The sequence below is a fragment of the Lactobacillus sp. ESL0791 genome, assembly GCF_029433255.1.
GTDB lineage: Bacteria > Bacillota > Bacilli > Lactobacillales > Lactobacillaceae > Lactobacillus.
In genome coordinates this window covers 438,386-464,725 of the sequence record NZ_JAQTHU010000001.1, presented here as the reverse complement: position 1 = coordinate 464,725, position 26,340 = coordinate 438,386, and the positions used below count along the sequence as shown (strand labels likewise).

Here is a 26,340-nt window from a genome sequence, read left to right as displayed (position 1 = left end):
TAAAATTCATACATAAACGTTTATGAATGTTTACAAACATATTTATATCACATTTTGAAAGCGCTGTAAACACTTTCAATATTTTTTTTGATAAAATAACCTTTTAGCACCAAAATCATGAAACAAATTAATATTTTATTCACTTCTCTCCAGCTGCTTTTGGATAAAATTTGGTAGTAGCTCAATCTCTTTTGTAATTTCTTCTTTGACCGCTTGCAGTGCAGTTAGCAGGTAGCCCCATGCTTCTTCGAATGCTAAATCTGGCAATGCATCATTCATCAGATAGAACAAATCACCGATTGCGCGCTCATCAATTGCCTGCCTTTCCTGTCAAGCCAGCAAAGCATAAGTTAAGTTCGTAACGGCAAAATAACCGCACTGCCCTTCATAAGATTTATCTTAAACCTAGATAGCTTAGCCGCTTTAAAGTATGTTTCTATCTGCTATCTACTTCCATAAAGCTGAATAATTGCCTTAGTCTGCGCAGCTAAAGCCAAAACTAAGTACTTGCCCTTGTTGCTACGCTTAGTAACATATACCAGTTTGAGCGAAAAACTATGTCCTTGATACTCAGCTTCAGCGATACAGCTATAAAGGTAATTGCCTTTTGTTTGCCGCTTTGATGCGGCCAATCTTTCATACAAGCCTTTGACATCATAAAGGTGGCCGCAAATACCGATAATATACTTTCTTACTCAGTTTAAGCATAGTTACGCTGTCTAATCCCAATTGCTTTAATTTTCAGAACATTTTGGGTGATGCAAACCAGCTAGACCAATTAGCTTGGCAAAAGCAGAAATTAGCGAGGAAGTGTCCTTTTCTTGATTGATTTGCGGTATGCTTTTCGTAACGTAAGGTCTCCTATAACTTTGATTTAGATACTTAATGCAGAGATTTTGCGTTTTTATTTTTGGGTTAAAAAAGCTAGAAATCACGCTGATTCTACGTAATTTCTAGCTTTTAAGTTTCAGAACTAATTTCTTTCATTTAGCGGAGGTAAGTAAACACAGGACTTAAGCTAATTGATATTGCTATAATAGCTGAATATATAGTACATCGATAATTGTTTAATACGCGCTTCATTTTATCATACAAGTTTCAAATAATTAGCCACACAGATGATTAAGTCCTGTTAAGGTTAGTGTATATCCTGCACCTATTGCGAATCCAGCCTAGCCAACTTCAAACCATATAAAAGCAAATAATTAAATATAATATTCCACCTATTACTGTATTTATTAGAGCTACTATTGCTTTTGATTTATTTCGAGAAATTTTCACTGTAGTGTGATTGAATAAATATTCATGTAGAAAAGAAACTATTGATACAAAAGCAAAAAAGAAAAGGCCTATAAATCTTGTCTTAATCGAAGAACTAAACATTAGATTCAGGCTGGTAACTAATGCAATCAGTGAAAAGGTAGCAGTTATATGATAGTTTATAACTAAATTTTTCATTATCCTTAACCTCTATTCTTAATTTCTACAATCATAATATCAGTGTAATACTTTATCAAGTAAAAAATGACGTATTTGCTACTTTCTCTATAGCCACGCCAATTTTACATTTAGCTATTCTCTTGTAATAATTTTGCTAGTTCTTAACTGTGTTCCTTCATTCCTGCTACAGCAACATTTTCTACCACTAATTTGCAGATATCAAGATGCTTCTGATTGTGGTCACTATAATACTCAATTAAATTAATGATAATTGCTAGTGTATTGCAATTAGCTTTATCCTTATTTACTTTTCCAATGCATCACGCAATTGTCAGTACAATTAATGACAAGCAAAATACTTGATAATACCTTTATATACAAGCAAAATACTTGATAATACCTTTATATAATTGTTAAAAATAGTGCATTCCCATTCACTTGAACAGAGATGCACTATTTTTTTAATTTCTACTTATTATTTTTCATCCACAGGCAGCTACAAAGTTTTAGAAAATTCAATCTTCACCTAAACCATCCGCCCATTTATTGAAATCTTTTAGCGAATCAACAGTTGTGACTTGACCAGTTTCAACTTCCTTCTTAGCCTGCAAAGCCTCTGGTGTACCCAGAAAATTAATTAGCTGCACTTCATTATTAGCGGCTTTAACTAAAGCCAGACGAATATATTCAGATCTAGTTATTCCTTTAGCAGCCAGATTTTTCTTAGCCTTTTTAGCAATCTCTTTTGTAATTCTGGTTGAAACAATCACATTTTTAGTCGTAGTGTCACGCATAATTCTTCTCTTAATTAATACTTGTCCTCACACTATTTTTAAATTGATCCCAAAATTCCTGTTCATTATCAGCATATACATTTTGACTATCATCGGGCAATACGCCTAATTCAATCAACTTATCTCTGGCAACTGCTTGATCCAGTGAACCAATTGGTGCCTTAGCCGCACGTTCTAACCATTTCAACTTTTCTTGGGAAATTACTGCAACCGCTGATCTATCTTTAGAGCGGGTGACATACAATGTTTCATCATAATCCTCAACTTCATCCAAATAATTTTTCATGTGATCTTGAAAATCACTCTGTGTTAACGCAATTGCCATAATTAAGCCCCCTTTGTTTACACATTATACAATAATAATCACCAATTCAACTAAATAAACTGCTTAATTGCAGTAAATATAGACTAAAAATAGTGTATCCCTATTCCCTCGAACAGAGATGCACTATTTTTTCAATTTCAAATTATTATTTTTCATCCAGTGGCTTTTTCCAAAGTCCCAAAATTACTCCGGCGACAACCGAGCCGATAATCGTCGCTAAGAAGTATAGCAAAATGTGGTTGGCAAGTGGGGATACCCACAGACCGCCGTGCGGTGCCGGAACACCGACACGCCAAAGCCCGACAAGCGCTCCGCCGACAGCGGAACCGATGATACATGACGGAATCACGTGCCCGGCATCAGCTGCAGCAAACGGAATTGCCCCTTCGGTGATGAAGGAGAAGCCCAGAATCCAGTTGGTGATTCCGGCGCGCCGCTCATCCTCGGTGTACTTGTTCTTGAAGAAAGCCGTCCCAATTGCAGTCGCAAACGGCGGTACCATGCCGCCGACCATGACAGCAGCCATCATCACAGCTGCAACGGCTGAGTGCGGGTCATTGGCAAAAGCACCGGAAGCAAAGACATAAGCAGCCTTGTTGAAAGGTCCGCCCATGTCAATTGACATCATCCCGGCTAAAATTGTTGTCAAAACCACTAAGTTACCTGTGCCCATTTGGTTCAGGAAATTGGTGATTGCAAAGTTAATTGCACTGAATATCGGATTAACAATGTAATACATAATTGCGGCAATCAGCAGCAAGCTCAGAATCGGATAAATCAGCATCGGCTTCATTCCTTCAAGGGATTTCGGCATCTTTGCACACAACTTTTTCAATCCAACAACCAAGTAGCCGGCAATAAATCCGGAAGCAAGACCGCCAAGGAACCCGGCAGGCGACTTGGCATTCGTTATCACATTGGCAACGTAGGCACCGCCGTACGAGCCACTATAAACGGTGGCCATAAAACCGCCGACAAAACCAGGCATCAGAGCTGGCAAATCACCGATCGATTCGGCAATGTAACCCGACAAGATCGGCACCATGAAGGCAAAAGCCATGTTGCCCGCATTATTCAGAAAAATAAAGGCAGGTGACTTGGGACCACCAGCATAGTTTTCCACAATAAAGGAAATTGCCATCAAAATTCCGCCGCCGATAACAAACGGCAGCATGTGGGAAACACCGTTCATCAAGTTCTTGTAAATAGAATTCCAAACGCCCGTCTTGTCTTCGTTTGCAGAAGTAGCCGCGGAATCTGAATGATAAACACTGGCCTTGCCCGATAAAATTGCATCAACCAACTCATCCGGCTTGTTGATCCCGTCAACGACTGGATGATTGGTCAGCGGCTTGCCATCAAATCTTGGCATATCAACTTTCTTGTCGGAAGCGATGATTACACCCTTGGCACGGCGAATCTCATCGGGTGTCAATTTATCCTTGACCCCTTCGGAACCATTGGTTTCAATTCTGACATCAACCCCGCGCTTTTCACCAGCCTTGATTAAGGCTTCCTGAGCCATGTAGGTGTGGGCAATTCCGTTAATGCAAGCAGTAACCCCGACAATCAGCGGCTTGTCGCTGACTGTGCCTTTTTCGGCTTCTTTCTTGGCGGCAGCAGCCTGATCTTTAGCATCTTTAGCGGCTTCCGCCTGCTCAAACAGATCCAGCACCTCTTGCGGTGTCTGCGCCTTCTTTAATGCAGCAACTAAGTCTGGATCAATCAACAGACCCGATAATTTTGCCAACGCCTCAAGGTGCGTGTTATCGGCACCTTCAGGAGCCGTAATCATAAAGAAGAGGTAAACGGGTTGCTTGTCCAAGGAATCATAGTCAATGCCCTTGGCACTTTTGGCAAACAAGACCCGCGCCTTATTAATCGACTTATTGCGTGCATGCGGCATTGCAATCCCATCGCCAATTCCAGTGGTTGACTCCTTTTCCCGGGCCCAAATTGACTTAATGAATTCATCTTCATTGTTTACAATGCCCGTCTTGACTTCCAGGTCAGCCATCTCCTTGATGGCATCTTCCTTATTGGTCGCCTTGAGATCCATGATCATGGATTCAGGTGCCAAAATATCTTTGATTTTCATCATATTATCCTTTCTATCCTCAAATTACGAAATTTGTTCGACCTTGATTTGCGGTAAGACCGTATCAATCTGGCTCTTAACCGCAATATCTTTGGTAAAAGCGGTCGCGCCGCCGCAAGCCATCCCGACTCTAAAACTTTCCGCCGGATCACCCGTCTTAAAATAAGTACCAACAAAACCGGCAATCATGGAATCACCGGCACCGACCGAATTAACCGCCGTGCCAATTGCACCTTTAGCATAATAAACGTGCTGCGGCGTTAGCAGATAGCCACCGGCACCGGCCATCGAAACCATGACATTCTGTGCACCCTTGCTCAGCAATTTTTGTGCATATTCCAGCATGACATTAGCAGAATCAAACGACACATTGAATAAGTCGGCAAGCTCGTGGTGGTTGGGCTTGATCACAAGCGGTCCGTAAGACAAGGTGTCCATCAAAGCCTGGCCCGTTGTATCAACCACAAATTCCGCACCGGCTGCCTTGACCGTTGGCAACAGCTGCTTATAAAAATCGATCGGCAGCCCCGGTGTCAGCGAGCCGCTCATCACAACAATGTCACCCTTCTTCAAATCATGAAGCCGGTCCTTAAAAGCAGCAACTTCCTGGTTTGTGATTTGGGGCCCAGCTGCATTAATTTCCGTTTCTTTTTCCGCGTGAATTTTCACATTAACCCGCGTACTATCGGAAATCGCAACAAAGTCATTGCTGATCTGGCGCTGGTTCAGCTGGCGCACCAATTCTTTACCGGTAAAACCTCCGACAAAGCCCCACGCGGTGTTGTCAACGTCCAACTGGTTAAGAATTTGGGAAACATTTATTCCCTTGCCGCCAGCCAAAAATGAACAATTATCCGTCCGGTTGACCTGACCACGCGTAATTTTTTTCAACTGCAAAACATAGTCAAGTGCTGGATTAACGGTAACTGTATAAATCATTTATTTTTTCTCCTCAATATTTATTACTTGGTGTAAATTTATTTCTTCAGGCAATGCCTGTTTCTGCTGCTTACTAAGCAGATTGGTAATTATAACCACCTCAGAAAAATCAGCAAAAGTTGCAAAGGTATGCCTGCCAATTTTAGATGAATCGACCAGCACATAAGCTTGATCGGAGCGGGTAAGAACCAATTTTTTGACCGCCGCTTCTTCTACATCGGGTGTTGTCAGTTTGCTGACAGAATCAACGCCGTTTGCACCAAGAAAACTAGCTGTAAAATTCAGTGTCTTAATTTGCGCTTGTGCAAATTGCCCTACCGCAGCATGGGTATCTTCCTTTATTTTGCCCCCGATTAGCAGCGTATTGATGTCTTTCTCTAAACTAGCTAAGGCCGTTTCCGGATCATTGGTCACCAATGTTACACCCGGAATGCGGGCAATAAACGGCACCATTTCAAAAGTAGTCGTACCCGCATCGAGAAAAATCGTGTCATTTTCATGAACATAATTCTCTGCTGCAGAGCGGGCAATCCGAATTTTATCCCGATGATTTAAATTGAAGCGCACACGCTGGGAAATATCACCAGAAAAATCTCTAACCGACTGGACACCGCCACGAACACGTTTAATCATTCCTTGCCGTTCCATCTGGATTAAATCCCGCCTAATCGTTGATATCGATGTTGCGGTCAGATCACACAACTTAGAAACCTGGCAAAACGAATGCTTATTCACATAATTTTCAATTAGCCTTTGACGTTCTTTTGTTATCATTTTTTGTCCTCACTTATTATTGTATTCGCTTACGATGTTAAAAGCAATCAAATTCGTTCATTTTCGTTCAAAACAGTTCAAAATAATTCAAATTCGTTCAAAACCAGTATAAAATTTCTCGTATAAGAAAAGGGACAATTGCATGAACTGTCCCAAATGTTTGGTAAAAATAATTTTAATGTGGCTTTTTCAGTGCTCGTTAATTCTTTTGAGAGCTATCCTTTGAAAATATTTCTTCATTGAAAATGGATCAAAGTGATTAAAAATCTACTCAATTATTGTCAAATCATGTTACAATACATGTGTAGACAAAAAAGAAGCCCCAATACAAAAGGGGACATCTTGAACTACAGCTTCCGCTTAAAGAGCGGTGGCCAATTATAAGATTTACTTAAAAACTACCTTATAACCTGCCAAAGTTATTGATAAGGTAGTTTTTAGTATTATCATTTTCCGTGATGATTGTCGATATAGGTCAACAACATCAACAGAAATGAACCGAAGGCAAACAAAGTTGCCAATATATCGGTAACACTCACTGATCAAATTCCTTTCATTAGATTTTTGTGCCATAGGCGCATCCTCCTTTTCTAGAAAAATGACCACTACCCTTAAAACTTTTAGCTGTGTTTATGATTAATTATAGCAAACTAACCAATATATTTATACATAAATTAAAATCTAAAAATTTAAGTAAATTTATGCCAAAAAGCTACTTTATGGACCAGTCCAATGTAGAGCAAAGCAGTTTCTTCTAACAGAAATCGTATAGCTTAAAGTTTAAATTGTGCTATAATAAACGAGTAATGACAAGGACAGCCTACAGTATTGGCTTCTCTTTAAACATCAACTTTTATCTTTAATGACAGTAGTTAAGTCATTTTTATTTAAGCATTAAGCTATCTTATAATTCGTCAAAATTATGAGAAAGTGAGACAATTTCTTATATATCATCGTTTTCGATGATGGTTATCAATACATATATTCGAACAATATTTGAACAAATGTACCAGCACTGATATTAAAACCAGTATTTTGGCTACACTCATTAATCATTGTTCTTTCCATGAGTTTGTAAGCCATTGGGTACCATTTCCTTTCCAAAAATTACAGCTGCTTTTAAGATTTTTGTTGAATGTTTATAATTACCTAAAAACACCTACTAGCTTATAAAAGTTAGTCAAGGTGTTTTTTTATGTGTAAAATGTATATAAATAATTTTAGTCCCTGCGTTTCCAAATTATTGACCTGTGTATGAGCATAGCCAATATAGATATGCTTATAAAAATAAATATATATTGATTATAAAAAACAACACTGTGTGATTGGAAATATTAAAAATCAGTTATCGCGACTATGTTTAACGCTTTTATTATAAACAAACAGAGCCGCTGCAAACATAGCCATGCCAATTAAAGCCAAAATAACCCATGCAACTCCTATATTAAAATGATCGGAAATGTAACCATTTATGGCTAAAATAACCACATAAACCGCAGCTTCCAGTGCATTGTTAACTGAAATAATTGTTGCCCTGCTTCTTTCTGTATTAATATTCATTTGCAAAAGAGTATCTTGCGCAACTAGTCTTACATCGTAAAATGCAATATGTAACAGGAAAAACAAAATTGAGACGTAGTAAAAGTTAGTCAGCGAAACGGATAATATAATGGCAATTCCTGCCAAAAAAGCAGCTAACACAATTATATTAAGCTGGCCAACTTTTCTTTTACTAAATCTCTTATAAGCGAAGGAGCCCAAAACGCCCACTAAATCTATTGCTACTAAAATAAAACCCGTCTTAATTTTATGACCATGCTGAAAATATAATTGCCATTGAGTAAACGGACTATAGGTTATAAAATCTATTGGTAAAAACAGTAAAATCAGTTTAAAAGTAGTAGATTCTTTTTTGATTACACTCTTAACGTCTTTTACCAAATTAAATTTTTTTAATTCTTCTCTGGCCCTAGCTAGATTATTACTGTCGTACTTGAGCAAAAAAATTAGGGTAATCGCTGTTATTAGTAAAAGCAAAGAGCCAGCAATTAACGGATAAGCTAAATTGATATTTCCTAGCCAGTTTGCACCTATAAAGCCAACGACCATACTTACTGGCGTTGACAATATGTTATAAGTTGCATAAATATCACTTAGCTCAACTGTTTCATTCTCTGCCCTAACCTTGTTTGCAATCCATGAGGCCATTGTCCCAGATTGTAAAGAATCACCTAAAGCTGTTAAAATACCACTTATTATAAGTACAGCAAGATTTGAAAATGGAATAGTAAGTACAAGCAAGCCAATTGCTCTAATTACCGCACTAAACTGAATTGTATGTAAATAGCCAAAATGGTCTGCAATATAGCCTGATGGTATTTCTGCTACAAAAGTTATTATCCAAAACAATGCTAAATATACATTTATTTCACCGTACGAATATCCAACCTTGTGCATAAACAGATAGATAGTTCCGCTCCAAATTGTGACGCCGGAATTGTACATGATACTTATAAGATAATAAATGCTTTTATACTTTTTCATAATCTAACTCACTTTTATTTTTAATACTAAATAATATTAGCATTTATGTTTAATTTTTCAATCATACAAAAAATAGGAGCCCTTAAGAGTTCCCATACTTATTCACAATGAAAATGTTTCCCATTGGCTCGCTTGCCAATCAAAGCCTAATGTATAAACGATAACAGCATCCCTTTTTTACTTGTTACGATTAAAATCAAGCTTAGGCATTTCAACAGCATTTAGATTGTATGCATAGTTTGCATCATCTTGATCGTAGTCGTCATTCGAATCTTCATCGTCTTCGTTGTTAGAGTCTTCGTCCTCATCATCATTATCATCGGAATCTTCGTTCTCGTCATTGTCATCATTATCATCGGAATCTTCGTTCTCGTCATTGTCATCATAATCGTTTGAATCTTCATCATCATTCGAATCTTCATCGTCATTATTATCCGAATTTTTATTAGGATCTAAAGTACCATCAAACATAGCGTCTGTATTAGTATCCTCATTACCCAATTTACTTAGATCATCATTCTTAACTTTGATTTTATCTTCGCTTAAGCAAGAGCAGCCAGCGAACATGTCAGACATGTCTGTTACTTTGCTAGTGTCCCAGCTGCTTAAGTCCAAACTTGTTAACTTAGAGCAACCTTCGAACATGGAAGACATGTCTGTTACTTTGCTGGTGTCCCATCCGCTTAAGTTCAAACTTGTTAACTTAGAACAAAACACGAACATGTCAAGCATGTCTGTTACTTTGCTGGTGTTCCAGCTGCTTAAGTCCAAACTCTTTAAACGCTTATCTGAATCAAACATGTTTCTCATATTCGTCACTTTACTGGTATCTACGTTATCTAATCCAATAAAATTATTTAACTTAGTAAATCTTGAAAATAAACCCCATGAATTTTTAGGAGCTACAATTTTTGAATCAATGCTAATATGAGCTACATGATATTCATAGCCATTGGAGTACGCTGTTCCTGGAGCCAACCCCAAATCCATTTTACCTAATTTATTGCCTTTATTACCAGCAGAAATGTGCAGAGTCTTACTCTTTTTATTAAATTTGACAATACACTGACCATCTATCATAAATTTAGATTTCTTTTTCTTATTATGAATTCTCACTGCTTTAGTTTGAACTTTTCCAGTGGCACGAACAAACTTGCCATGACCTAAATCATAATAATCATCGGCATTACTGTCATGTCTTATGTCATAATACTTAATCTTTTTTGCTTTTTTAGCTGCCTTAACTGTTTGTACTGTTGTCACCGTTTTACTTGTATCATTTATCAAAGTTAAGCAACTTAAAGCACCAATAAATGCTACAAAAATAATCAAAAAATTTCGCTTTAATTGTTTAAAATTCATTTTTTCTTCCTTCATACTTTTTAATAATTACACACATACCAACAATATCTCTTAATTATTATCAAGAGCTTTATCTATAGTAGCAACTTCTGCAGGGCCAGTTTTCCATCAACATAGCAGTGAGAACAAATACTTCATCTTACTTTTTAAAGAAAGCTTGATTAATTTATGTTGACTATTAAATCCCATTAAAAACATTTCTATACATAATTACCGTTAGCAATTTAATACTATTCTTTTTTCCAAAAAAATCAACTGTATTTTTGCATTTTGGTTAAATAACTTTATGAATTCAGACATTTTAGGATGATTGATTGCAACAAATATTATTATTTGCTACTCAAATAATAATTATTCATAAATAAAAAGTTATACAGAATATTTTTGCATAAAAAATAGGCTTAAAGTCCATTATAACAATGTCTATTTTATCTCTATGGGTTTTTCATGCACACAGCCAAAAACTATGTGCCATTTTTGGCTTCAAAAAACTATCATTAACAAAAAACAACCTTGATTCTCTTGGCAAAATACCGATAAATCAAGGCTGATTACTTTGAATTACTATTAAAAATGCTGATTGCCAGAGTCGAACTGGCGACCTTTTCTTTACGAGGGAAACGCTCTACCAACTGAGCTAAATCAGCAACTCGCAACATAAGAATTATACCAAAACTAAAACAGCCATGCAATTGAATACACGGCTGTTTTTTAAAATTATTTTATTTCCAGTCCAAGCACAACTCTTGCTGATGCAGTAATTCAACAATCTCATCACGGTCTATCCGGCGTTTATCCAGCTTCTTGCCCGTAATCTGCTTAGTAAACGAATCAATCCGCTTATTTGAATCACGCAAATCATAGTAAGTCGTCACAATCTGATCGTAATCATGCAGGTCGTTAACCTTAAAGTTTGTCTGGTATTCATTTTCAAAAGTCGTAAATTCCAGTGGCAGCCGCGGTTTTAGCTGTGGTTCCTGGTCCGGAATCCCTACCTGCATCCCCAACACAGCAAACGTCATCTTGGGCAGATTTAGCACCTTAAGCATCTTCAACGGATGATCATTGATTGTCCCAAGCGGCACATAACCAAGACCCAGACTTTCCACCGCGTTGGCCACATTTTGAAACGCCAAGACTGCATCTTCCATCGCCTGCAAAAACAAGTCCGTCATATGCAGCCGGCCATCATCTTTGCCTAGCTGCTGGCGAATCTGCTGGTTGCGGTATAAGTCAGCCACGAAAATAAACAGGTCCCCCTCGGCACCCACATACTTTTGGTTGCACAATTCACGAATCTGCGCCCGCTTTTTCGCATCAGTCATGTGCAGTAGGGAAGCATTCTGCATGAACATGCTGGTCGGCGTACGCCGGAAAACCTCTTCCAAGGTAGCCAGCTGCTCGCTTGTTAAAACCTGATCCTTAAATTTACGAATTGATCTGTGATTGACCTCTGCATCAATCGTTGAATTATGAAGCATTATCTTTCTTCTTTCTTTATTAGTTACTTTTAGTAAGTATAATCCAAACAAACACTATTTTCAATGCATCACACAAACAGCTGAATTTACCCCGGTTTTATGCTAAACTCAACTTACCTAATTAATAAGCAGGGGAGGAAATTATGCGTATTTTAATTATTGGCGGAGCCGGTTATATCGGTTCGCAAGCCGTCAAGAGTTTGATTAATGAAGGTAGCGAAATCGTTGTGCTTGATTCGCTGGTTACAGGCCATAAAAGGGCAATTGATCCCAAGGCTAAGTTTTATCAGGGCGACATTGAAGACACTTTTCTTGTCAGCCAAATCCTGCGCACGGAAAAAATCGACGCGGTAATGCACTTTGCCGCCTATTCACTAGTACCGGAATCGGTGAAAAAGCCGTTGAAGTATTACGACAACAATGTTACCGGCATGATCTCGCTATTAAAGGCAATGAATGACGCCCAGGTCAAGTACCTCGTCTTCTCTTCCAGTGCCGCAACTTACGGCATTCCAAAGAAATTGCCCATTACCGAAGATACGCCGCTAAACCCAATCAACCCGTACGGCGAAACCAAGATGATGATGGAGAAAATCATGCACTGGGCCGACAAAGCCGACGGGATCAAGTCAATCGCCTTGCGTTACTTTAACGTGGCCGGTGCTGCCAGCGACGGCAGCATCGGTGAAGATCATGCACCGGAAACCCATCTTGTCCCTAATATCTTGAACAGCGCTATTTCCGGCGACGGCAAGTTTACCATTTTTGGCAACGACTATGATACCAAAGATGGCACCAATGTGCGCGACTACGTTCAAGTTGAAGATTTAATTGACGCCCATATCCTGGCGCTAAGGCATCTAATTAAAACAAATAAATCCGATGTTTTCAATTTAGGTACGGCTCATGGTTATTCCAACTTGGAAATTTTAGAAGCCGCACGTAAGGTCACGGGCATCGACATTCCATACACAATGGGACCACGACGCGGCGGTGATCCTGACTCTCTTGTCGCCGATTCAAGCAAGGCCCGAACGGTTTTAGGCTGGCAGCCGCAACACGAAAACGTGGAAGAAGTTATTCAAACTGCATGGAACTGGCACAAGAACCATCCAGAAGGTTATGATGACTAATTAAACAGCATTAAGCAAGAAAGAGAGCACTTCGATTTGAAGTGTTCTTTTCGCTTATTTTAGATTTATTATCATTAGTCTATGATAATTTCCCATTCTTAATTGATTTAACAAAATTCTTTAAAGCTTTAGATCTATTATTCTTGAGATAAATCAGCTGCATTGAATATTTCTGATCCTGTTGCTTTGAACGTAAATGACAGTATGTGATCTCATCATCAGGCTGCATGATTAAATTAATCAATCCCCGTGGAATATAAGCAATTCCTTGATTAAGAGCCGTACTAGTCATTAACTGCTCAATTGAAGAAACCCGTTCAATACGGTACTTAATTGAGTTTTTATGCAATGTAGCTGTAAAAGTTTTACGCATAAAATCAGAATTTTCATTACTGTAATAAAATAAAGTTTGTCCTTCTAAATCACTCTCATCAATATACTTTTTCAAACTCAACGGATTTTGCCGGCTAATTCCCAAGACCATTTCATTCGAATAAACCGGTACAAGTTCATATAAGGAATTATGGGGAATGTCATAGGTGCCATAATGATTGATATAGGCACAATCCAGTTTATTCAAGGCTAAATCGGCCAAACTGTGTTCGACACTTTCTTCAGACGTCGAAAAATTAATTCGGGGTAAACCTGTCTTTTGATAATTGATAATTTCTTTTTCCATAATGTAAGCATCAAAAATCGAAAAGTAACCAACATACAGGGTATCTTCTGTTGACTGAGAGATATTCCTCAATTCAGAAACAGTTGCATCAAAATTATTTAAATATTCCTGTGCCCTACCTGCAAAATATTTACCAGCAGGTGTCAAACTAATGCGGTTGTGGGTACGATTGAACAGGCACACGCCAATTTCAGTTTCTAAACGGGAAATTTGTCGTGATACTGCTCTTTGTGTAACATATTTTTGTTCTGCTACCCTTCCAAAACTTCCTTGTTGGACAACGGCTAAGAAAACTTTTAACTGTTCGCTATCCATTATTTTATCCCTTTCCACATGTACATTTATGTCCTAGTAGCGTACAAATTAATCATATCACAAGTGTTGTGAAAGCGGTTATAATTTTTAGTGACAAGATTTAGGAGGTTATTACAAATGCAAACTAAAGAACAATATGATGTTGTAGTTGTCGGCGGTGGGGCAGCTGGATTTACAGCTGCCTACGAAGCCAGCCATCGCGGATTGTCAGTTCTAGTAGTAGAAAAAGGAAAAACCACTGGTGGTAGCGGTGAATACATTGAAGGGGCATTTGCCGTTGATTCTTACTTGCAAAAAAAGCACAACGTGCAACTAACCAAGGAAGACGTACTAAATGAAGAACTGAATTATTCACATTACCGTGCTGATACTCAGGTTTGGAAAGAATACATCGCTGCTTCAGCTGACATGATCAAGTGGCTGCACGATATTGGAGCCGAATATCTTGATGTGGAACCCCTTGGTAGCGGCTACCGCACATGGCACCTGTTCAAAGGCCTGGGCAAAGCTGTTATTCATGACGTGTTAGAGCCGAAATCTAAGAAGCAGGGCACGGATGTCTTAACCGAAACTAGCGTAACCAAGGTCAATTTGGATAAGCAAGGCAAGGTTACCAGCGTCAACATTGAAAATTTGGCAGATCATTCAACTAAAACTGTTACCACTCAAGCCGTTGTTTTGGCCACCGGTGGTTACTTAAATAATAAAGAAATGATCAAGAATGATACCCACTATGACGATGACCAATTAATTCCGGTCAATTCTGAAAAGAACACCGGCGATGGCTTGCAACTGGCATGGGATGCTGGCGCGCAAAAATATGCAATGGGGACAGCAATGCTCTTCGGCGGCTATTTAAAGGATCATACTAAACCAGGTTACGTTTATCGTTATTCTGAATTAAACGGTGCAGCTGACCAGCAATCACTGCTTTGGGTAAACGAAAACGGTGACCGTTTTGTCAATGAAGAAGTCGTCGACAACTTTGCCTTGGCGGGCAATGCACTATTTACTCAAGGAAAAGTATTTACTATTCTTGACCAGAGTACCATTGATCATTTGACTAACGACAAGTTGTACAAGGCAATGGGGACCTGGGATTATCACGATACCAAGCTGCCGCACCTGCAGGAAGAAATTGATAAAGCACTTGCAGACGATGCTCCATATATTACTAAGGCAGACTCGATTGCTGAACTAGCTAACAAAGTTGGTTTAGCCGACTTAGAAGTTACTGTCACTAGATATAACCAATTGTCTCATGATGGTCAAGACCTTGATTTTGGTAAAAAATCCGACTTTATGATTCCAGTTGAAAATGGTCCCGTTTATGCAATAGAATTAGGAATCGGTGCTTTTTGTACAATGGGCGGCCTAAAGACGGACACTAAGCACAACGTTTTAAACAGAAAGGGCCAACCAATTACCGGATTGTATGCAATTGGCAATGATGGCGCCGGCATGCTAATCGGGGACACTTATGGACCTAATATGCCAGGAACGGAAGCAGGATTTGTCTTCTATTCTGGCAAACACGTTGCCGACATCATTTCTGACAAAATTAAAGGTTAATAATTCAAGTGTTTGAAAAAAATTAGCTTTTTAGACAAAAAATAGATCAAGAATCCCTCTTTGGAAACCTGGTCTATTTTTTATGGATTAAAATCAAGTGTTATTTTACTTTATCTAGGGCATTTTTAACAGCCTCTTTTATTCCCCGACTCGAAGCGGAAGCGCCGGAAACAGCATCAACATCATATGTGTTCTCTGCCACCATTTTCTTAGGCAGCTCTTCAATCGCCTTTAGGCCATAATCAGGGGATTCCTCATGCTTTAAAACCTCAACCTGCTTGATCTTTTTCTGCTCATCAACTGTTACCCGGACGATAATTTCATCCCCCATTCCGGCATTCGACTCACCAAGATACTGATTTTTCCCAGTTGAATAAGTTGCTTCTGCAATATCTGAGCCAAGAATATTTTGGACTGGCCCAGTTTTAGCCGTACTACTTGCAGAAAATTGTTTATTGTCTGTTTTCGGTGCAGCAGCATTTTCACCGGCAATTTTACCAAAAATCAGGCAGTCTGAAATATCGCCACCGCCTTGATACTGGCCTCCCCAAATCGAGCCTAATTCACCAGCAGCATACAAATGCGGCACCGGCTGGCCCGCAGTATCAACTACCTCCGCACGGCTATTTCTTCGCGGACCGCCTTGGGTATTGAGCATTGCTTGTTTTAACGCAACCGCATAATACACGCTGCCAGCTAACGGCCGCATTGTTGCAGCTGGACGGTGAAATTCCGCATCATCCTGTTTAGCTGCCTTGTCATTAAAGTCCTTCACGGTTTGTTCCAGCTTATCAGGTACAAGTCCAATCTTGCCAGCTAATTCTGCTAAGCTTAACGCTTTGACTGCCACATCAAGCAGCTGCTGATATCTACCAGTATTGGCAAATTCAGTATACTGGGCTTGATCAAAAATCAAATATGGGTGTGCCTGTGTCTGCGGCTGCCGCCAGAGGCCATGATTATACCAGTAACCGTGACGTGCCGGTTCGGCTTCATTATGATAACGGGTACCATCATCACCCACTTGGATAATCGAACCGACACTCATTTCCGGTCCCGCAACCAGTGGTGCCCTCTGTCCCTGATCGTAATTCAGCAGAGTCATAGAACCGGAAACTGACTGCATATGCCACAAGTCGGCATTGGCTTCAATTGCAAGATCAATCCCCTTGCCGGTATTATAAACAGTCCCAATTGGCCCAATATCTGGTTCACCGATGTAATTTTGCACCTTATCCTGATTATTTTCAAAGCCGCCTAAGGTCAGTACAACCCCATTATTGGCCTTAACGTTAACCAGCCGCTGCCCGCGCTCAATTTGTACACCAATAATTGTTCTGTCATCCTCGGCCTTGATCAAATGTTGCGCAGGGGCATTAAACCAAACATCAATCTGCTTACTGCGGTCAATTACTTCTTGTCGTAGTTTCTTCCATAAGGCCGCATCGCCAAAGCCTCTATGTACTAGCAGAAAATCGAAGGCTTCCGCACCAGACAATTCTGGATATTCCGGCGTCATCGACTTCAACGCACCATATTTACCAGGCTCTTGGTTAATCAATTCACGGACACTGACCGGCTTAACGCCCAAATATTTTTCAACGTAAGCAGGCATCTCAGCCAATTTGGCGGTATAAACATCAACCATTTCCTCATCATAGCTCATTGGCTTGGTTAGATTAATAAAATACTCTTTGATCTTTTGCTGATCAGAACCGGACATAATCAACTGCCCACAATAACGCGTATTGCCGCCTTCGTGTCCTTCGGGAGCTGAATCAACAAGCAAGACCCTTGCGCCTGCATCGGCAGCAAAACGGGCGGCCGTAGCTCCGGCACCACCAAACCCTAAAACAATAACATCATAGGAAACATCCCATTTTGTATTTTTATCATAAATCATAATAAGTTTCCTTTATAAACTGGTAACTAAGCAATTATTTTATTTTTGACAGAGCATCTCTAACCGCATCTTTTAACCCACGGCTGGTATTAGATGCCCCCGAAATGGCATCCACATCATAACTATTCTGCTTCACCATTTCCAGCGGCAACTCCTTAATTGCCTTTAGACCATAATCATCTGACTCTGTTTGTTTGAGTACTTCCACATTTTTAATGTTTTTCTCGTGATCCGCAGTTACTCGGACAATAATTTCATTGCCCATGCCTTTACCAGAACGGCCAATATACTGATTCTTATCAGTCGGATAATCCACGGATGCAATATCAGAACTAAGTGACTTATTATCAGCAATAGTCGGTATATCGGCATCCAAATTGTCCGTTTCTTGACATAAATCGTCCTTAGGATGAGCCGCATTTTGCCCAGCAATTTTGCCAAAAATCAGACAGTTAGCTAGGTTCGAACCACCTTGATACAAGTTAGTAATCACACTCCCAAGTTCGCCTGCGCCGTACAAATGCGGAATTGGCTGTCCATCAATTGCAGAAATAATTTCGCAGCGGCTGTTGCGTTTCGGGCCGCCTTGAGTCCAACCCATTACTTGTACCAGTTTAACAGCATAGTAAGGACCATCTGCCGCAAAAGCAGTTAGTGTCTTGCCATCTCTGTGATAAGCATAATCCTGACCATTTTCCGCAAAGAAGTTAAACTCTGTTACAGTTGCCTGCAGCTTCTCTGGATCCACACCCATCTTTTGCGCCAATTCAGCAATCGTATCTGCCTTGATGACATAGTTCAAGACCCGATCATACGGCGAAGCAGTCATTTGACTGATTTTATTTTTTTGCTTTTCATCAAATACTAAGTAAGGATGAATTGGGTTAACCGGTGTATGGTAGGAGCCACCCATGCGGACGTACCCTTCATGCGGCTGCAATTGTTCATTAAAGTAGCGGCAACCATCATCGCCAACGGTAAAAATACTGCCGGAACACAGTTCAGGTGTGTTGTGGTAAGCTTTGGCCCGCTGCAAATTTGGTTCCCAGACTGCAAAGTTTTGCTGCAACCCACCACCGGAAAACTTGGTCATGTGCCATAATTTAGCGCCAACTTCGGTAGCCAGATCAACCCCTTTTCCCTTATTATAGAGACCCGCGACTGGAATAAGCTGATAATTTCCGATGTAATCTTGAATCATTTGCTGGTTGTTTTCAAAGCCGCCAGTCGCTAAAACTACACCATTTTGGGCATAAACATTAACCAAAACATGATCTCGTTCGACTTGAACGCCGACCACCATTTGCCGCGAATTCTGCAGTAAATGTTTAACAGGAGAAGAATACCAGACATCAATCTTGTCAGAACGGTCCAACACCTTTTGCCGCAGAATATTCCATAAAGCACCGTCAACAATTCCCTTATGTACCATGATCATGTCATAATTCTTGGCACCAGGAAAAGCCGGGTAATCAGCAATAATATCATCATGGCTTTTACCCATGATATCTTCCTTAAAACTATAAACATGCTCAACGTCCAAATATTTTTTAAAATAATCCTTCATCCCCGCGATACCAGAAATAAAGGTCTCTGCCAAATCCTCATCTAAATTAAAATGCTGGGCTAAGCTGTGAAAATATTTACGGTAGGCTTCCTCATCGTTACTGTATCCAACCATTTGTCCAGAATATCTGGTATTGCCGCCTTCATGGCCCTCCGGTGCAGAATCAACAATCAATACTTTAGCACCAGCATCCGCGGCAAAGCGTGCTGCTGTGGCACCGGCACCGCCGAATCCTAAAACAACTACATCATACTTCGTATCAAAAACTGTTTTACTATTAACGATCATTTAACAAACTCCTTACTCTTAATTTATGCCTGATAAGCGGGATCCATTACGATAATTGGCTTAATTGTTTTTCCTGATGCGGAATCAGCAAACGCCTCATTAACTTGGTCCAACGTGTAAAACTTACACAATTTATCAATTGGAAAGTCGTTTTGCACAAATAATTGAATCATTTGCGGAATGAAAATTTGCGGAACCGAGTCCCCCTCGATCACGCCTTGAAGCGTATGCGAAAAGGCCATCAGGTCAAGAGCCGGATTAACTGCAATATTTTCTTGAGCAGCAGCCAACGTTACCAGTGTCCCCTTAATTGCTAATGAGCGCATGGCAATCGTAATTATTTTTGCTACACCAGAAGTATCAATTGCATAATTCAAGCCCATCCCATTGGTAATTTCCTTAATGCGCGCTGCCACATCATCGGTACTTGAGTCAATCACTTCGGTTGCCCCCAATTCCTGGGCAATTTTTAAACGGCTTTGATGAATATCAACCGCAATGATGTGACGACAATGCAACAGCCTAGCTGCCATCAAAGCCGTCAAGCCAACACCACCAACACCAAAAACAGCAATCGTGTCATCAATTTCTGGTTTCAGTGAATGCAAAACGGTCCCAGCCCCAGTCATAAAACCGCAGCCTAATGGTCCCAAATAACGTAAATCAAGCTTCGGGTCGACCTTGACCAAATTTCGCACATTAGTGACGGAATAAGTTGCAAGCGATGATTGACCAAAAGTTGCCGCAATATTTTGCCCATCTTCGGTATGCAAACGGTATGTCCCGTCATACATTGGACCAGAATTCAACTGGCCCCAGCGCAAACATGCTCCCGGCAATCCTGCCCGACAGAACTTACATTTACCACACGAGGCAAACGATACAACTACGTGATCGCCAATCGAAAAATCGTTAACATTAGGACCAACCTTTTCGATAATTCCGGCTCCTTCATGGCCTAATATGGTAGGATAAAGCCCTGGCCGATCATTATTAATTGGACCAGTATCAGAATGACAAATTCCGCTTGCAATAATCTTGACTAAGACCTCATTTTCTTTTGGAGCATCCAGCTCAACATCTGTTACCTGCAACTTTTGGTGAGCACCATTTAAAACTGCTGCTTTAATTTTCATGATATTGCCTCTTTCTTACATTCATAAATTTATAAAGCGCTTCCAAACGACTGTAAAAAAATATAAAATTCTTAGAAGTTGTTCAAAGCTAACATTAGCACAACTTGAAATTATTTCACATTCTTTATCCAAATAAAGATTAACACGGAAAACTACCCACGGCAATAATTTTTAAAATTTATTACAGATGAGAATTTATCATCATCTATCTTAAGTTCAGCCTTATCAACAACAAAATCAAGCAAAAAATAACAAAATTATCTGCACCATTTTAAAAGCTCCGCTGTTGGTCAGCGAAGCTTTTTCCACGAAAAATTATTCTTCTTCATTAATTAGACAATACTCATCAAGGTCGCCATAGCCATAACTATACTTAATTTGGTCGCGCAGCAAGGCTTCATGGATAAAGCCCACTCTTTCGGCAACCGCCCTGCTCTTGAGATTGTTATGATCGGCCAAAAGCACCAGCTTATGTAACTCCATTTTGGTGAAAGCAATTTGAACCAAATGTTTTACCGCTGTCGTCATGATCCCGCATCCCTGATACCTACTGTCCAGCCAATAGCCAATTTCAGCCCGGCGGTCATACTGGTGAATGTTGTGTAAATCAAGCGTGCCGGCCGTTTTGCCGTCAACCAGAATTATTAAAACCAGCATCTTGTAAATGGCATTTTCCGTGCGCGCCATTTCGATAAAGCCCTGCTCACTTGCTTCACTTGCCGGTGTTTCCGCCCAAGTAAACCACTGCTTGAACTGGTCGCAATTGCGGTTGACAATTTCAGCTAGGTCCTTGGCATATTGCTTTTCCGGCAACACTAATTCGACTTCCTGACCGTTAATATTAAAACTATCACAAGTAAACATTTTCCTCATCCCTCCGTGACTTGTTATTGATATATTTAGCTAGTAATTTTACAACTTCTATCCACCTTCAGCAATTAAAAATTGCAATCTGCCTAAATTTTTATCTAAAGCCGCAGCAATTAATGCTAAAATTAAATTATACATAGTTAGAATATTGGAGTTGATTTTATTGAAGGAAAAGAATGCGAATTCGCAATCTGATTCGGGTTATCAGCGCAGCCTAACAAATGCGCATATTCAGCTAATCGCGTTGGGAGGCACGATTGGCACAGGATTATTCTTGGGTGTGGGCAACAGCATTAGGCGCGCGGGCCCCAGTGTACTGCTAATTTATTTAGTTGTCGGTATTTTTTTATTCTTCCTAATGCGGGCATTGGGAGAATTAATTGTTTCTGATCTGTCTAAGCACACCTACATTGATTTTATTGAAAAATATCTGGGCAAAGATGTCGGCTTCATCACCGGCTACCTCTACTGGTTCTGCCTCATCACCCTCGCCATGGCCGAGATGACAGCGTTAGGAATTTATTTTCAATACTGGTTCCCGCACTTGCCAACCTGGGTGCCAGGGCTGATTACCGTTGCTGTGCTGCTCTTTATCAATCTTTTGTCCGCCCGCCTGTTCGGCAACCTTGAATTTGCCTTCGCAATTATCAAAATTGTGACGGTTCTCGCCTTTGTTGTTTTGATTGCTTTCATGCTGTTGCAGGGTAAAAGTACCAGTTACGGACCCGTCTCTTTTGCTAATCTGACCGCACACGGCGGCTTCTTCGCCAAAGGCGGCATTGGCTTTTTATCCGGTTTCCAGATGGTAATCTTTAGTTTTGTCGGCATTGAACTGCTTGGCTTCACCGCTTCCGAGGCACAAAATCCCAAGGTAACGATCAGGAAGGCAATTAACGAGGTACCCGTGAGAATTATTTTGTTCTACGTTCTAGCAATCATTGCCATCCTTGTTGTCATTCCTTGGGACAAGGTTTCAACTAATTCCAGTCCCTTTGTTCAAACGCTGGGTGCAACTGGACTGCACAATGCTGGCTCAATCATCAACTTTGTTGTAATTTCGGCGGCTATTTCTTCGACCAACAGTGTCTTATACAGTGCCGGCAGGCTGTTATTTTCCATCACTTTTAATGAAAAAGGAAAATGGAACCAAACTTTTGGGCATCTAAGACGGCAATTGCCGCAAAACAGTTTGATTCTCTCCGCGTTTATGATCGAATTTGCCCCGCTAATTATTATTATCATCGGCAACGATGCTTTTAATTTTATTTCATCAACAACCACCAGCATGTTTTTAATCATCTGGTGCATCATGCTGTTATCCCACGTTGCATACAGAAAGAAAACACCGGAAGAAGAACTGACTGACTTTAAGATGCCCGGCTTTCCTGTTTTGGATTACCTGACCTTGCTGTTCTTCATCGCCATGATTGTGCTGTTGCTCTTTTTGCCTGAAAATAGGATTGCCATGATTGCTGCGTTAGCAGTCTTTGTTATCTTGGCAATTTTTGCAAGAATCTGGCGCAAAGAAAAAACTGAATAAAATAAAAAATTCTTAGATTTTTTGAGTCTAAGAATTTTCTTTTGCTTATTTTTTAGTAAAGCGTAATTTTAACTTCTGTCCTAAGCCTAACGCTTGGCGCATATGACTTGCCGGCACATACTTTTGAATGCCCCGCAAAGTTTTCTTGTTATCACGAGTAGAAAAGATAAAGGTGCCATTTTTCTTAGTACGTAATTCAAAACGTGGAATATACTTGCCGCGAAAGTGCACGTCGGCCACTACATACGTAACTTCATTCCACGGAATCTGCACGTAATCAGCAATGTTATGTTCATTATAAAATTCAAACGCCTTGTCGCCGATCATGACCTTGCCGTAGGTGGCAACACCGCGAAACCAGGTGGCACCAATCGTCAGATCAACCTTGCTGTTGCTTGACTTAACCATTTTTTAAAGGACGTGAAGCACATGCAGGACAACACCAACGACAAAGATCCCGATAATAATAACAATCGGTGAAACTTTCTTTTTCAGCAGCCACATACAGAAGAAGGTCAGCAGCAAACCTGCTAGTCCTGGAATTAAACTGTCCAGGTTATTTTGCAGTGTCGTTACCTTAAATTTGGTCAGCGACATGCCGTTGCCCTGCTGAATCAGAGCTTGCTGGATGCCCTTGCTGCCTGCAGGAAGCGTGTTCCAGTCAATGTAGCCGCCTTTTTGAACAGGCGTCTGTGAAACAATTGGCGTAAATTTAATGTTTACCCAGCGCTCAATCAGTGAACCCAAGACAAACATTCCCATCATTGATGCACCACGGGTAACTTTTTGCAATAAGCCACCTGACATATCGCTAGTAATAGCAGAGCCGGCCTTATAACCAAATTCCTGGGTGTACCACATAAAGGCTAACCGAATGATATTCCAAATAACGAAGAATAGAATTGGCCCAATTATGTTACCCTGAATAGCCATTGAAGCACCCAAAGCCCCAACAATCGGCCGCACCGTATACCAGAAAACTGGGTCGCCGACACCAGCCAAAGGTCCCATCATTCCAACTTTAACACCTTGAATTGCTTCATCTTCAACTTCGGCACCATTTGCCTTATCTTCCTCAAGAGCTAAGGTTACCCCAATTACGGGTGATGCCAAGTACGGGTGTGTATTGAAGAAGACCAGATGCCGCTCTAAGGCAGCCGACAAATCCTTTTTATCTGGATATAACTTTCTTAATGCCGGAATTAATGAATAGACATAGCCACCATTCTGCATTCTTTCATAGTTCCATGAGGCCTGCAAAAATTGCGAGTGCCATAAAACATTGAAACGATCAGCTTTAGTTAATGTAATTTTCTTTTCAGCCATTATAAAATCCTCCTACTGTCCGACTTTAATAATCATCAATAATGTCGCCCAAAGGATCACCGACATCTTGATTATTCGTACTATAGCCTTTGCCACTGCCTTCTAATGTTAAGTACATAATAGCTAAAGCTAAACCAATTGCACCAAGCGCAATTAAAGTTAGATCCTTAATTGCAGCTAAGGCAAAACCAAGTGCAAAGAACGGCCAAACTTCTTTACTTGCCATCATATTGATAACCATTGCATAACCAACAGCCACAACCATGGCCCCGCCAATTGTCATACCATCTTTTAACCAATTTGGCATTAAACTTAACCAGTACTGCACTTTGGCAGCAGGCACTGCCAATAAAAGTGCGGCCGGAATCGCAATTCTTAATCCTTGCAGGCACACATCAATCCATTGCCACATGTTAATCTTACGCCAATTAGCCTTTTTTGCATCAGCATCCATAATATGCACAATACCTGTGGAAATCGTCCGCACGATCATCGTCAAAAACAGGCCGGCAACGGCTAACGGCATCGCAATTCCTGTAGCCATACCAATTCCGTTAGTGCCCTGGCCACTCTCAACCAGAATAATTGCCGAAGCAACCGAAGCAAGGGCAGCATCAGGTGCAACTGCGGCACCAATGTTAGCCCAGCCAAGAGCGATCATTTGCAGCTGTCCACCTAAAATGACACCCAGGTCAAGATGTCCAGTAACCAAGCCAATAAGTGTACATGCAACTAAAGGCTGATGAAATTCCCATTCATCCAAGATACCTTCCATACCTGCAAGAAAGGCAACGACCACAACCAAAATCATTTGAATAGCGTTCATTTCTTTACTCCTAATCCATTACTTATTCTGCTCATCAAGTAAACTTTGAGCCTTGTTCAAAATAGCATCCATACTGCCGGACTTATCAGTCGGAACCTTGCGGACATCATACTTTACGCCCATCTTTTCTAATTCACGAAAAGTGTCAACATCTTCCTGGTCCATCGACAAAACATTATTGGCATTGACATCGCCATCTTTATAAGACATTGAGCCAACGTTAACTGTTTTAATGTCAACTCCGCCCTTAATTGCCTTAAGCACATCTTCAGGATTCTCAAACAGCAGCATTACCTTGGTATTACCAAACCGCGGGTCCTTAGCAATTTCTTCCATTTTCTTCAATGGAACCGTGTGGGCCTTGACACCTGCCGGTGCTGCCTCACGAATCATGCTTTTACGCAATTCATCTTTTGCCACACCATCGGAAACCACAATTACCCGGTCAGGATGAACCGTTGGAATCCAACCAGTGGCAACTTGACCATGGAGTAAGCGTGAATCAATTCGTGCAAGAACATATTTAATATGTCCATCGCCAATAACCGTTCCTTCAGGAATTGATTTCTTCCTAGTGGCCTTTTTCTCAGGTGCCTGCGGCGCTGTTCCTTCCGGCATTAAGTCGGCTGGCTTAGTTTTAATTCCATCCTTAGCCGGATTAACAATTGCCCGCGCAATTTGCTTGGCAGTTGCGTTAGCATTCGTCATCCTCTGCGTTAACGCTTCGATTACCATCGGCAAATTCATGCCAGCAACAATTGCCCACTTCTCATGCTTTTCTGCGAGACCATTCGCCTGATTAAACGGCGTCCCGCCCCATAAGTCAACAAGAAGCAGGATTTCGTCTTGATTATCAAATGACGCAACCGCATCTTCCATCTTACCCCGAATATCATCTGGACCCTCATCAGGTTTCAAGATGACATGGGCAAAATTATCCAGGCTGCCAAACAGCATTTGTGCAGATTCTGCAATGCCATCAGCAAAGCCGCCATGGCTAGCCAAAATAATCCCTACCATGTTACTCCTCCTATCGTAAATCTCTAACAAATTACTACCGTATTATACTATAAAATAAGCGTTACCAACATATAAAGTTTTGTTTATAAATAACTATACAGAAATACAAATTTAATTAAAATAAGGCAAAAAAAGGAAGACCCTCTCAGGTCTTCCTCTCCTCTTCTCACTTAGCTCCGGCTGTCAGACTCGAACTGACGACATCTTGATTAACAGTCAAGCGCTCTACCAACTGAGCTAAGCCGGATTATTAAAAAAGCACGGCAGCTTCCTACCCTCGCAGGCAGTCTCCCACCAACTACTCTCAGCGTTAAGAAGCTTAACTTCTGTGTTCGACATGGGAACAGGTGTTTCCTTCTTGCTTTTGCCACCGTACTTCTTCTCTGAGCTTTTACACTCAAAACTAAA

At 40.5% G+C, this 26,340-nt stretch carries 23 protein-coding genes, 2 tRNA genes and 1 rRNA gene; 3 read left to right on the top strand and 23 right to left on the bottom strand.

All coding sequences use genetic code 11. The annotated features are described in order from the left end of the window. Positions 1–135 precede the first annotated feature (135 nt). The 12 genes from PT285_RS02250 to PT285_RS02200 form a co-directional block, all read right to left on the bottom strand. A complete protein-coding gene (locus PT285_RS02250; protein WP_277147575.1) occupies positions 136–279 on the bottom strand; it encodes a hypothetical protein in 144 nt (47 codons plus the stop codon). A gap of 164 nt (positions 280–443) precedes the next feature. Then, the gene (locus PT285_RS02245) at positions 444–644 is read right to left on the bottom strand and encodes a hypothetical protein (RefSeq protein ID WP_277147573.1); all 201 of its coding nucleotides are present in this window, start codon (positions 642–644) and stop codon (positions 444–446) included. A gap of 1,311 nt (positions 645–1,955) precedes the next feature. Next, entirely contained in the window at positions 1,956–2,234 is a 279-nt protein-coding gene (locus tag PT285_RS02240) for a type II toxin-antitoxin system RelB/DinJ family antitoxin (protein ID WP_277147572.1), read from the bottom strand. A 10-nt stretch (positions 2,235–2,244) separates the two neighbouring features. Beyond that, on the bottom strand, positions 2,245–2,559 hold the full coding sequence (locus tag PT285_RS02235; RefSeq protein WP_277147570.1) for a type II toxin-antitoxin system Phd/YefM family antitoxin: 315 nt from the start codon (positions 2,557–2,559) through the stop codon (positions 2,245–2,247). A 145-nt stretch (positions 2,560–2,704) separates the two neighbouring features. Further along, entirely contained in the window at positions 2,705–4,657 is a 1,953-nt protein-coding gene (locus tag PT285_RS02230; protein WP_277150578.1) for a fructose-specific PTS transporter subunit EIIC, read from the bottom strand. Positions 4,658–4,681: 24 nt separating this feature from the next. Further along, a complete protein-coding gene (pfkB, locus tag PT285_RS02225; protein ID WP_277147568.1) occupies positions 4,682–5,596 on the bottom strand; it encodes a 1-phosphofructokinase in 915 nt (304 codons plus the stop codon). Then, positions 5,597–6,370 (bottom strand): DeoR/GlpR family DNA-binding transcription regulator, encoded by a 774-nt coding sequence (locus PT285_RS02220; RefSeq protein WP_277147566.1) that lies wholly within the window; start codon positions 6,368–6,370, stop codon positions 5,597–5,599. A 446-nt stretch (positions 6,371–6,816) separates the two neighbouring features. Beyond that, the gene (locus tag PT285_RS11410; protein ID WP_374211455.1) at positions 6,817–6,909 is read right to left on the bottom strand and encodes a putative holin-like toxin; all 93 of its coding nucleotides are present in this window, start codon (positions 6,907–6,909) and stop codon (positions 6,817–6,819) included. Positions 6,910–7,711: 802 nt separating this feature from the next. Beyond that, the gene (locus PT285_RS02215; protein WP_277147564.1) at positions 7,712–8,914 is read right to left on the bottom strand and encodes an MFS transporter; all 1,203 of its coding nucleotides are present in this window, start codon (positions 8,912–8,914) and stop codon (positions 7,712–7,714) included. 177 nt (positions 8,915–9,091) lie between these two features. Further along, positions 9,092–10,276, bottom strand: coding sequence for a BspA family leucine-rich repeat surface protein (locus PT285_RS02210; protein WP_277147562.1), 1,185 nt, complete (start codon positions 10,274–10,276; stop codon positions 9,092–9,094). A 574-nt stretch (positions 10,277–10,850) separates the two neighbouring features. Then, positions 10,851–10,923 (bottom strand) — tRNA-Thr (locus PT285_RS02205). A gap of 75 nt (positions 10,924–10,998) precedes the next feature. Continuing rightward, a complete protein-coding gene (locus PT285_RS02200) occupies positions 10,999–11,757 on the bottom strand; it encodes an NADPH-dependent oxidoreductase (RefSeq protein ID WP_277147560.1) in 759 nt (252 codons plus the stop codon). 143 nt (positions 11,758–11,900) lie between these two features. Between PT285_RS02200 and galE the strand changes: the two genes are divergently transcribed. Beyond that, the gene (gene galE / locus PT285_RS02195; protein ID WP_277147558.1) at positions 11,901–12,890 is read left to right on the top strand and encodes a UDP-glucose 4-epimerase GalE; all 990 of its coding nucleotides are present in this window, start codon (positions 11,901–11,903) and stop codon (positions 12,888–12,890) included. Positions 12,891–12,969: 79 nt separating this feature from the next. On the opposite strand, the gene PT285_RS02190 is transcribed toward galE, so the two are convergent. After that, entirely contained in the window at positions 12,970–13,884 is a 915-nt protein-coding gene (locus PT285_RS02190; protein ID WP_277147556.1) for a LysR family transcriptional regulator, read from the bottom strand. Positions 13,885–14,001: 117 nt separating this feature from the next. Here PT285_RS02190 and PT285_RS02185 point away from each other — a divergent pair, with 117 nt between their 5' ends. Beyond that, on the top strand, positions 14,002–15,456 hold the full coding sequence (locus PT285_RS02185; protein WP_277147554.1) for an FAD-dependent oxidoreductase: 1,455 nt from the start codon (positions 14,002–14,004) through the stop codon (positions 15,454–15,456). A 100-nt stretch (positions 15,457–15,556) separates the two neighbouring features. On the opposite strand, the gene PT285_RS02180 is transcribed toward PT285_RS02185, so the two are convergent. From PT285_RS02180 to PT285_RS02165, 4 genes are all read right to left on the bottom strand, one after another. Further along, the gene (locus tag PT285_RS02180) at positions 15,557–17,359 is read right to left on the bottom strand and encodes an FAD-binding protein (protein ID WP_277147552.1); all 1,803 of its coding nucleotides are present in this window, start codon (positions 17,357–17,359) and stop codon (positions 15,557–15,559) included. Positions 17,360–17,393: 34 nt separating this feature from the next. Continuing rightward, the gene (locus PT285_RS02175) at positions 17,394–19,214 is read right to left on the bottom strand and encodes an FAD-binding protein (RefSeq protein ID WP_277147550.1); all 1,821 of its coding nucleotides are present in this window, start codon (positions 19,212–19,214) and stop codon (positions 17,394–17,396) included. A 23-nt stretch (positions 19,215–19,237) separates the two neighbouring features. Next, positions 19,238–20,350, bottom strand: a complete 1,113-nt coding sequence (locus PT285_RS02170) for an NAD(P)-dependent alcohol dehydrogenase (protein ID WP_277147548.1) — start codon at positions 20,348–20,350, stop codon at positions 19,238–19,240. Positions 20,351–20,665: 315 nt separating this feature from the next. Further along, positions 20,666–21,214, bottom strand: a complete 549-nt coding sequence (locus PT285_RS02165; protein WP_277147546.1) for a GNAT family N-acetyltransferase — start codon at positions 21,212–21,214, stop codon at positions 20,666–20,668. A 169-nt stretch (positions 21,215–21,383) separates the two neighbouring features. Between PT285_RS02165 and PT285_RS02160 the strand changes: the two genes are divergently transcribed. Further along, positions 21,384–22,760 carry an amino acid permease gene (locus tag PT285_RS02160; protein WP_277147544.1) on the top strand — a complete coding sequence of 459 codons (1,377 nt, stop codon included), beginning with the start codon at positions 21,384–21,386 and terminating at the stop codon, positions 22,758–22,760. 45 nt (positions 22,761–22,805) lie between these two features. On the opposite strand, the gene PT285_RS02155 is transcribed toward PT285_RS02160, so the two are convergent. The 6 genes from PT285_RS02155 to rrf all read right to left on the bottom strand — a co-directional run bounded on the left by PT285_RS02155 (position 22,806) and on the right by rrf (position 26,307). Continuing rightward, the gene (locus tag PT285_RS02155; RefSeq protein WP_277147542.1) at positions 22,806–23,168 is read right to left on the bottom strand and encodes a DUF956 family protein; all 363 of its coding nucleotides are present in this window, start codon (positions 23,166–23,168) and stop codon (positions 22,806–22,808) included. Positions 23,169–23,171: 3 nt separating this feature from the next. Then, positions 23,172–24,086, bottom strand: a complete 915-nt coding sequence (locus tag PT285_RS02150; protein WP_277147539.1) for a PTS system mannose/fructose/sorbose family transporter subunit IID — start codon at positions 24,084–24,086, stop codon at positions 23,172–23,174. A 25-nt stretch (positions 24,087–24,111) separates the two neighbouring features. Further along, the gene (locus PT285_RS02145) at positions 24,112–24,912 is read right to left on the bottom strand and encodes a PTS mannose/fructose/sorbose transporter subunit IIC (protein ID WP_277147537.1); all 801 of its coding nucleotides are present in this window, start codon (positions 24,910–24,912) and stop codon (positions 24,112–24,114) included. Between the two features lie 18 nt (positions 24,913–24,930). Then, positions 24,931–25,932, bottom strand: a complete 1,002-nt coding sequence (locus tag PT285_RS02140) for a PTS sugar transporter subunit IIB (protein ID WP_277147535.1) — start codon at positions 25,930–25,932, stop codon at positions 24,931–24,933. 174 nt (positions 25,933–26,106) lie between these two features. Next, a tRNA-Asn gene (locus PT285_RS02135) sits at positions 26,107–26,179 on the bottom strand. Between the two features lie 11 nt (positions 26,180–26,190). After that, a 5S ribosomal RNA gene (gene rrf, locus PT285_RS02130) occupies positions 26,191–26,307 on the bottom strand. Positions 26,308–26,340 lie beyond the last annotated feature (33 nt).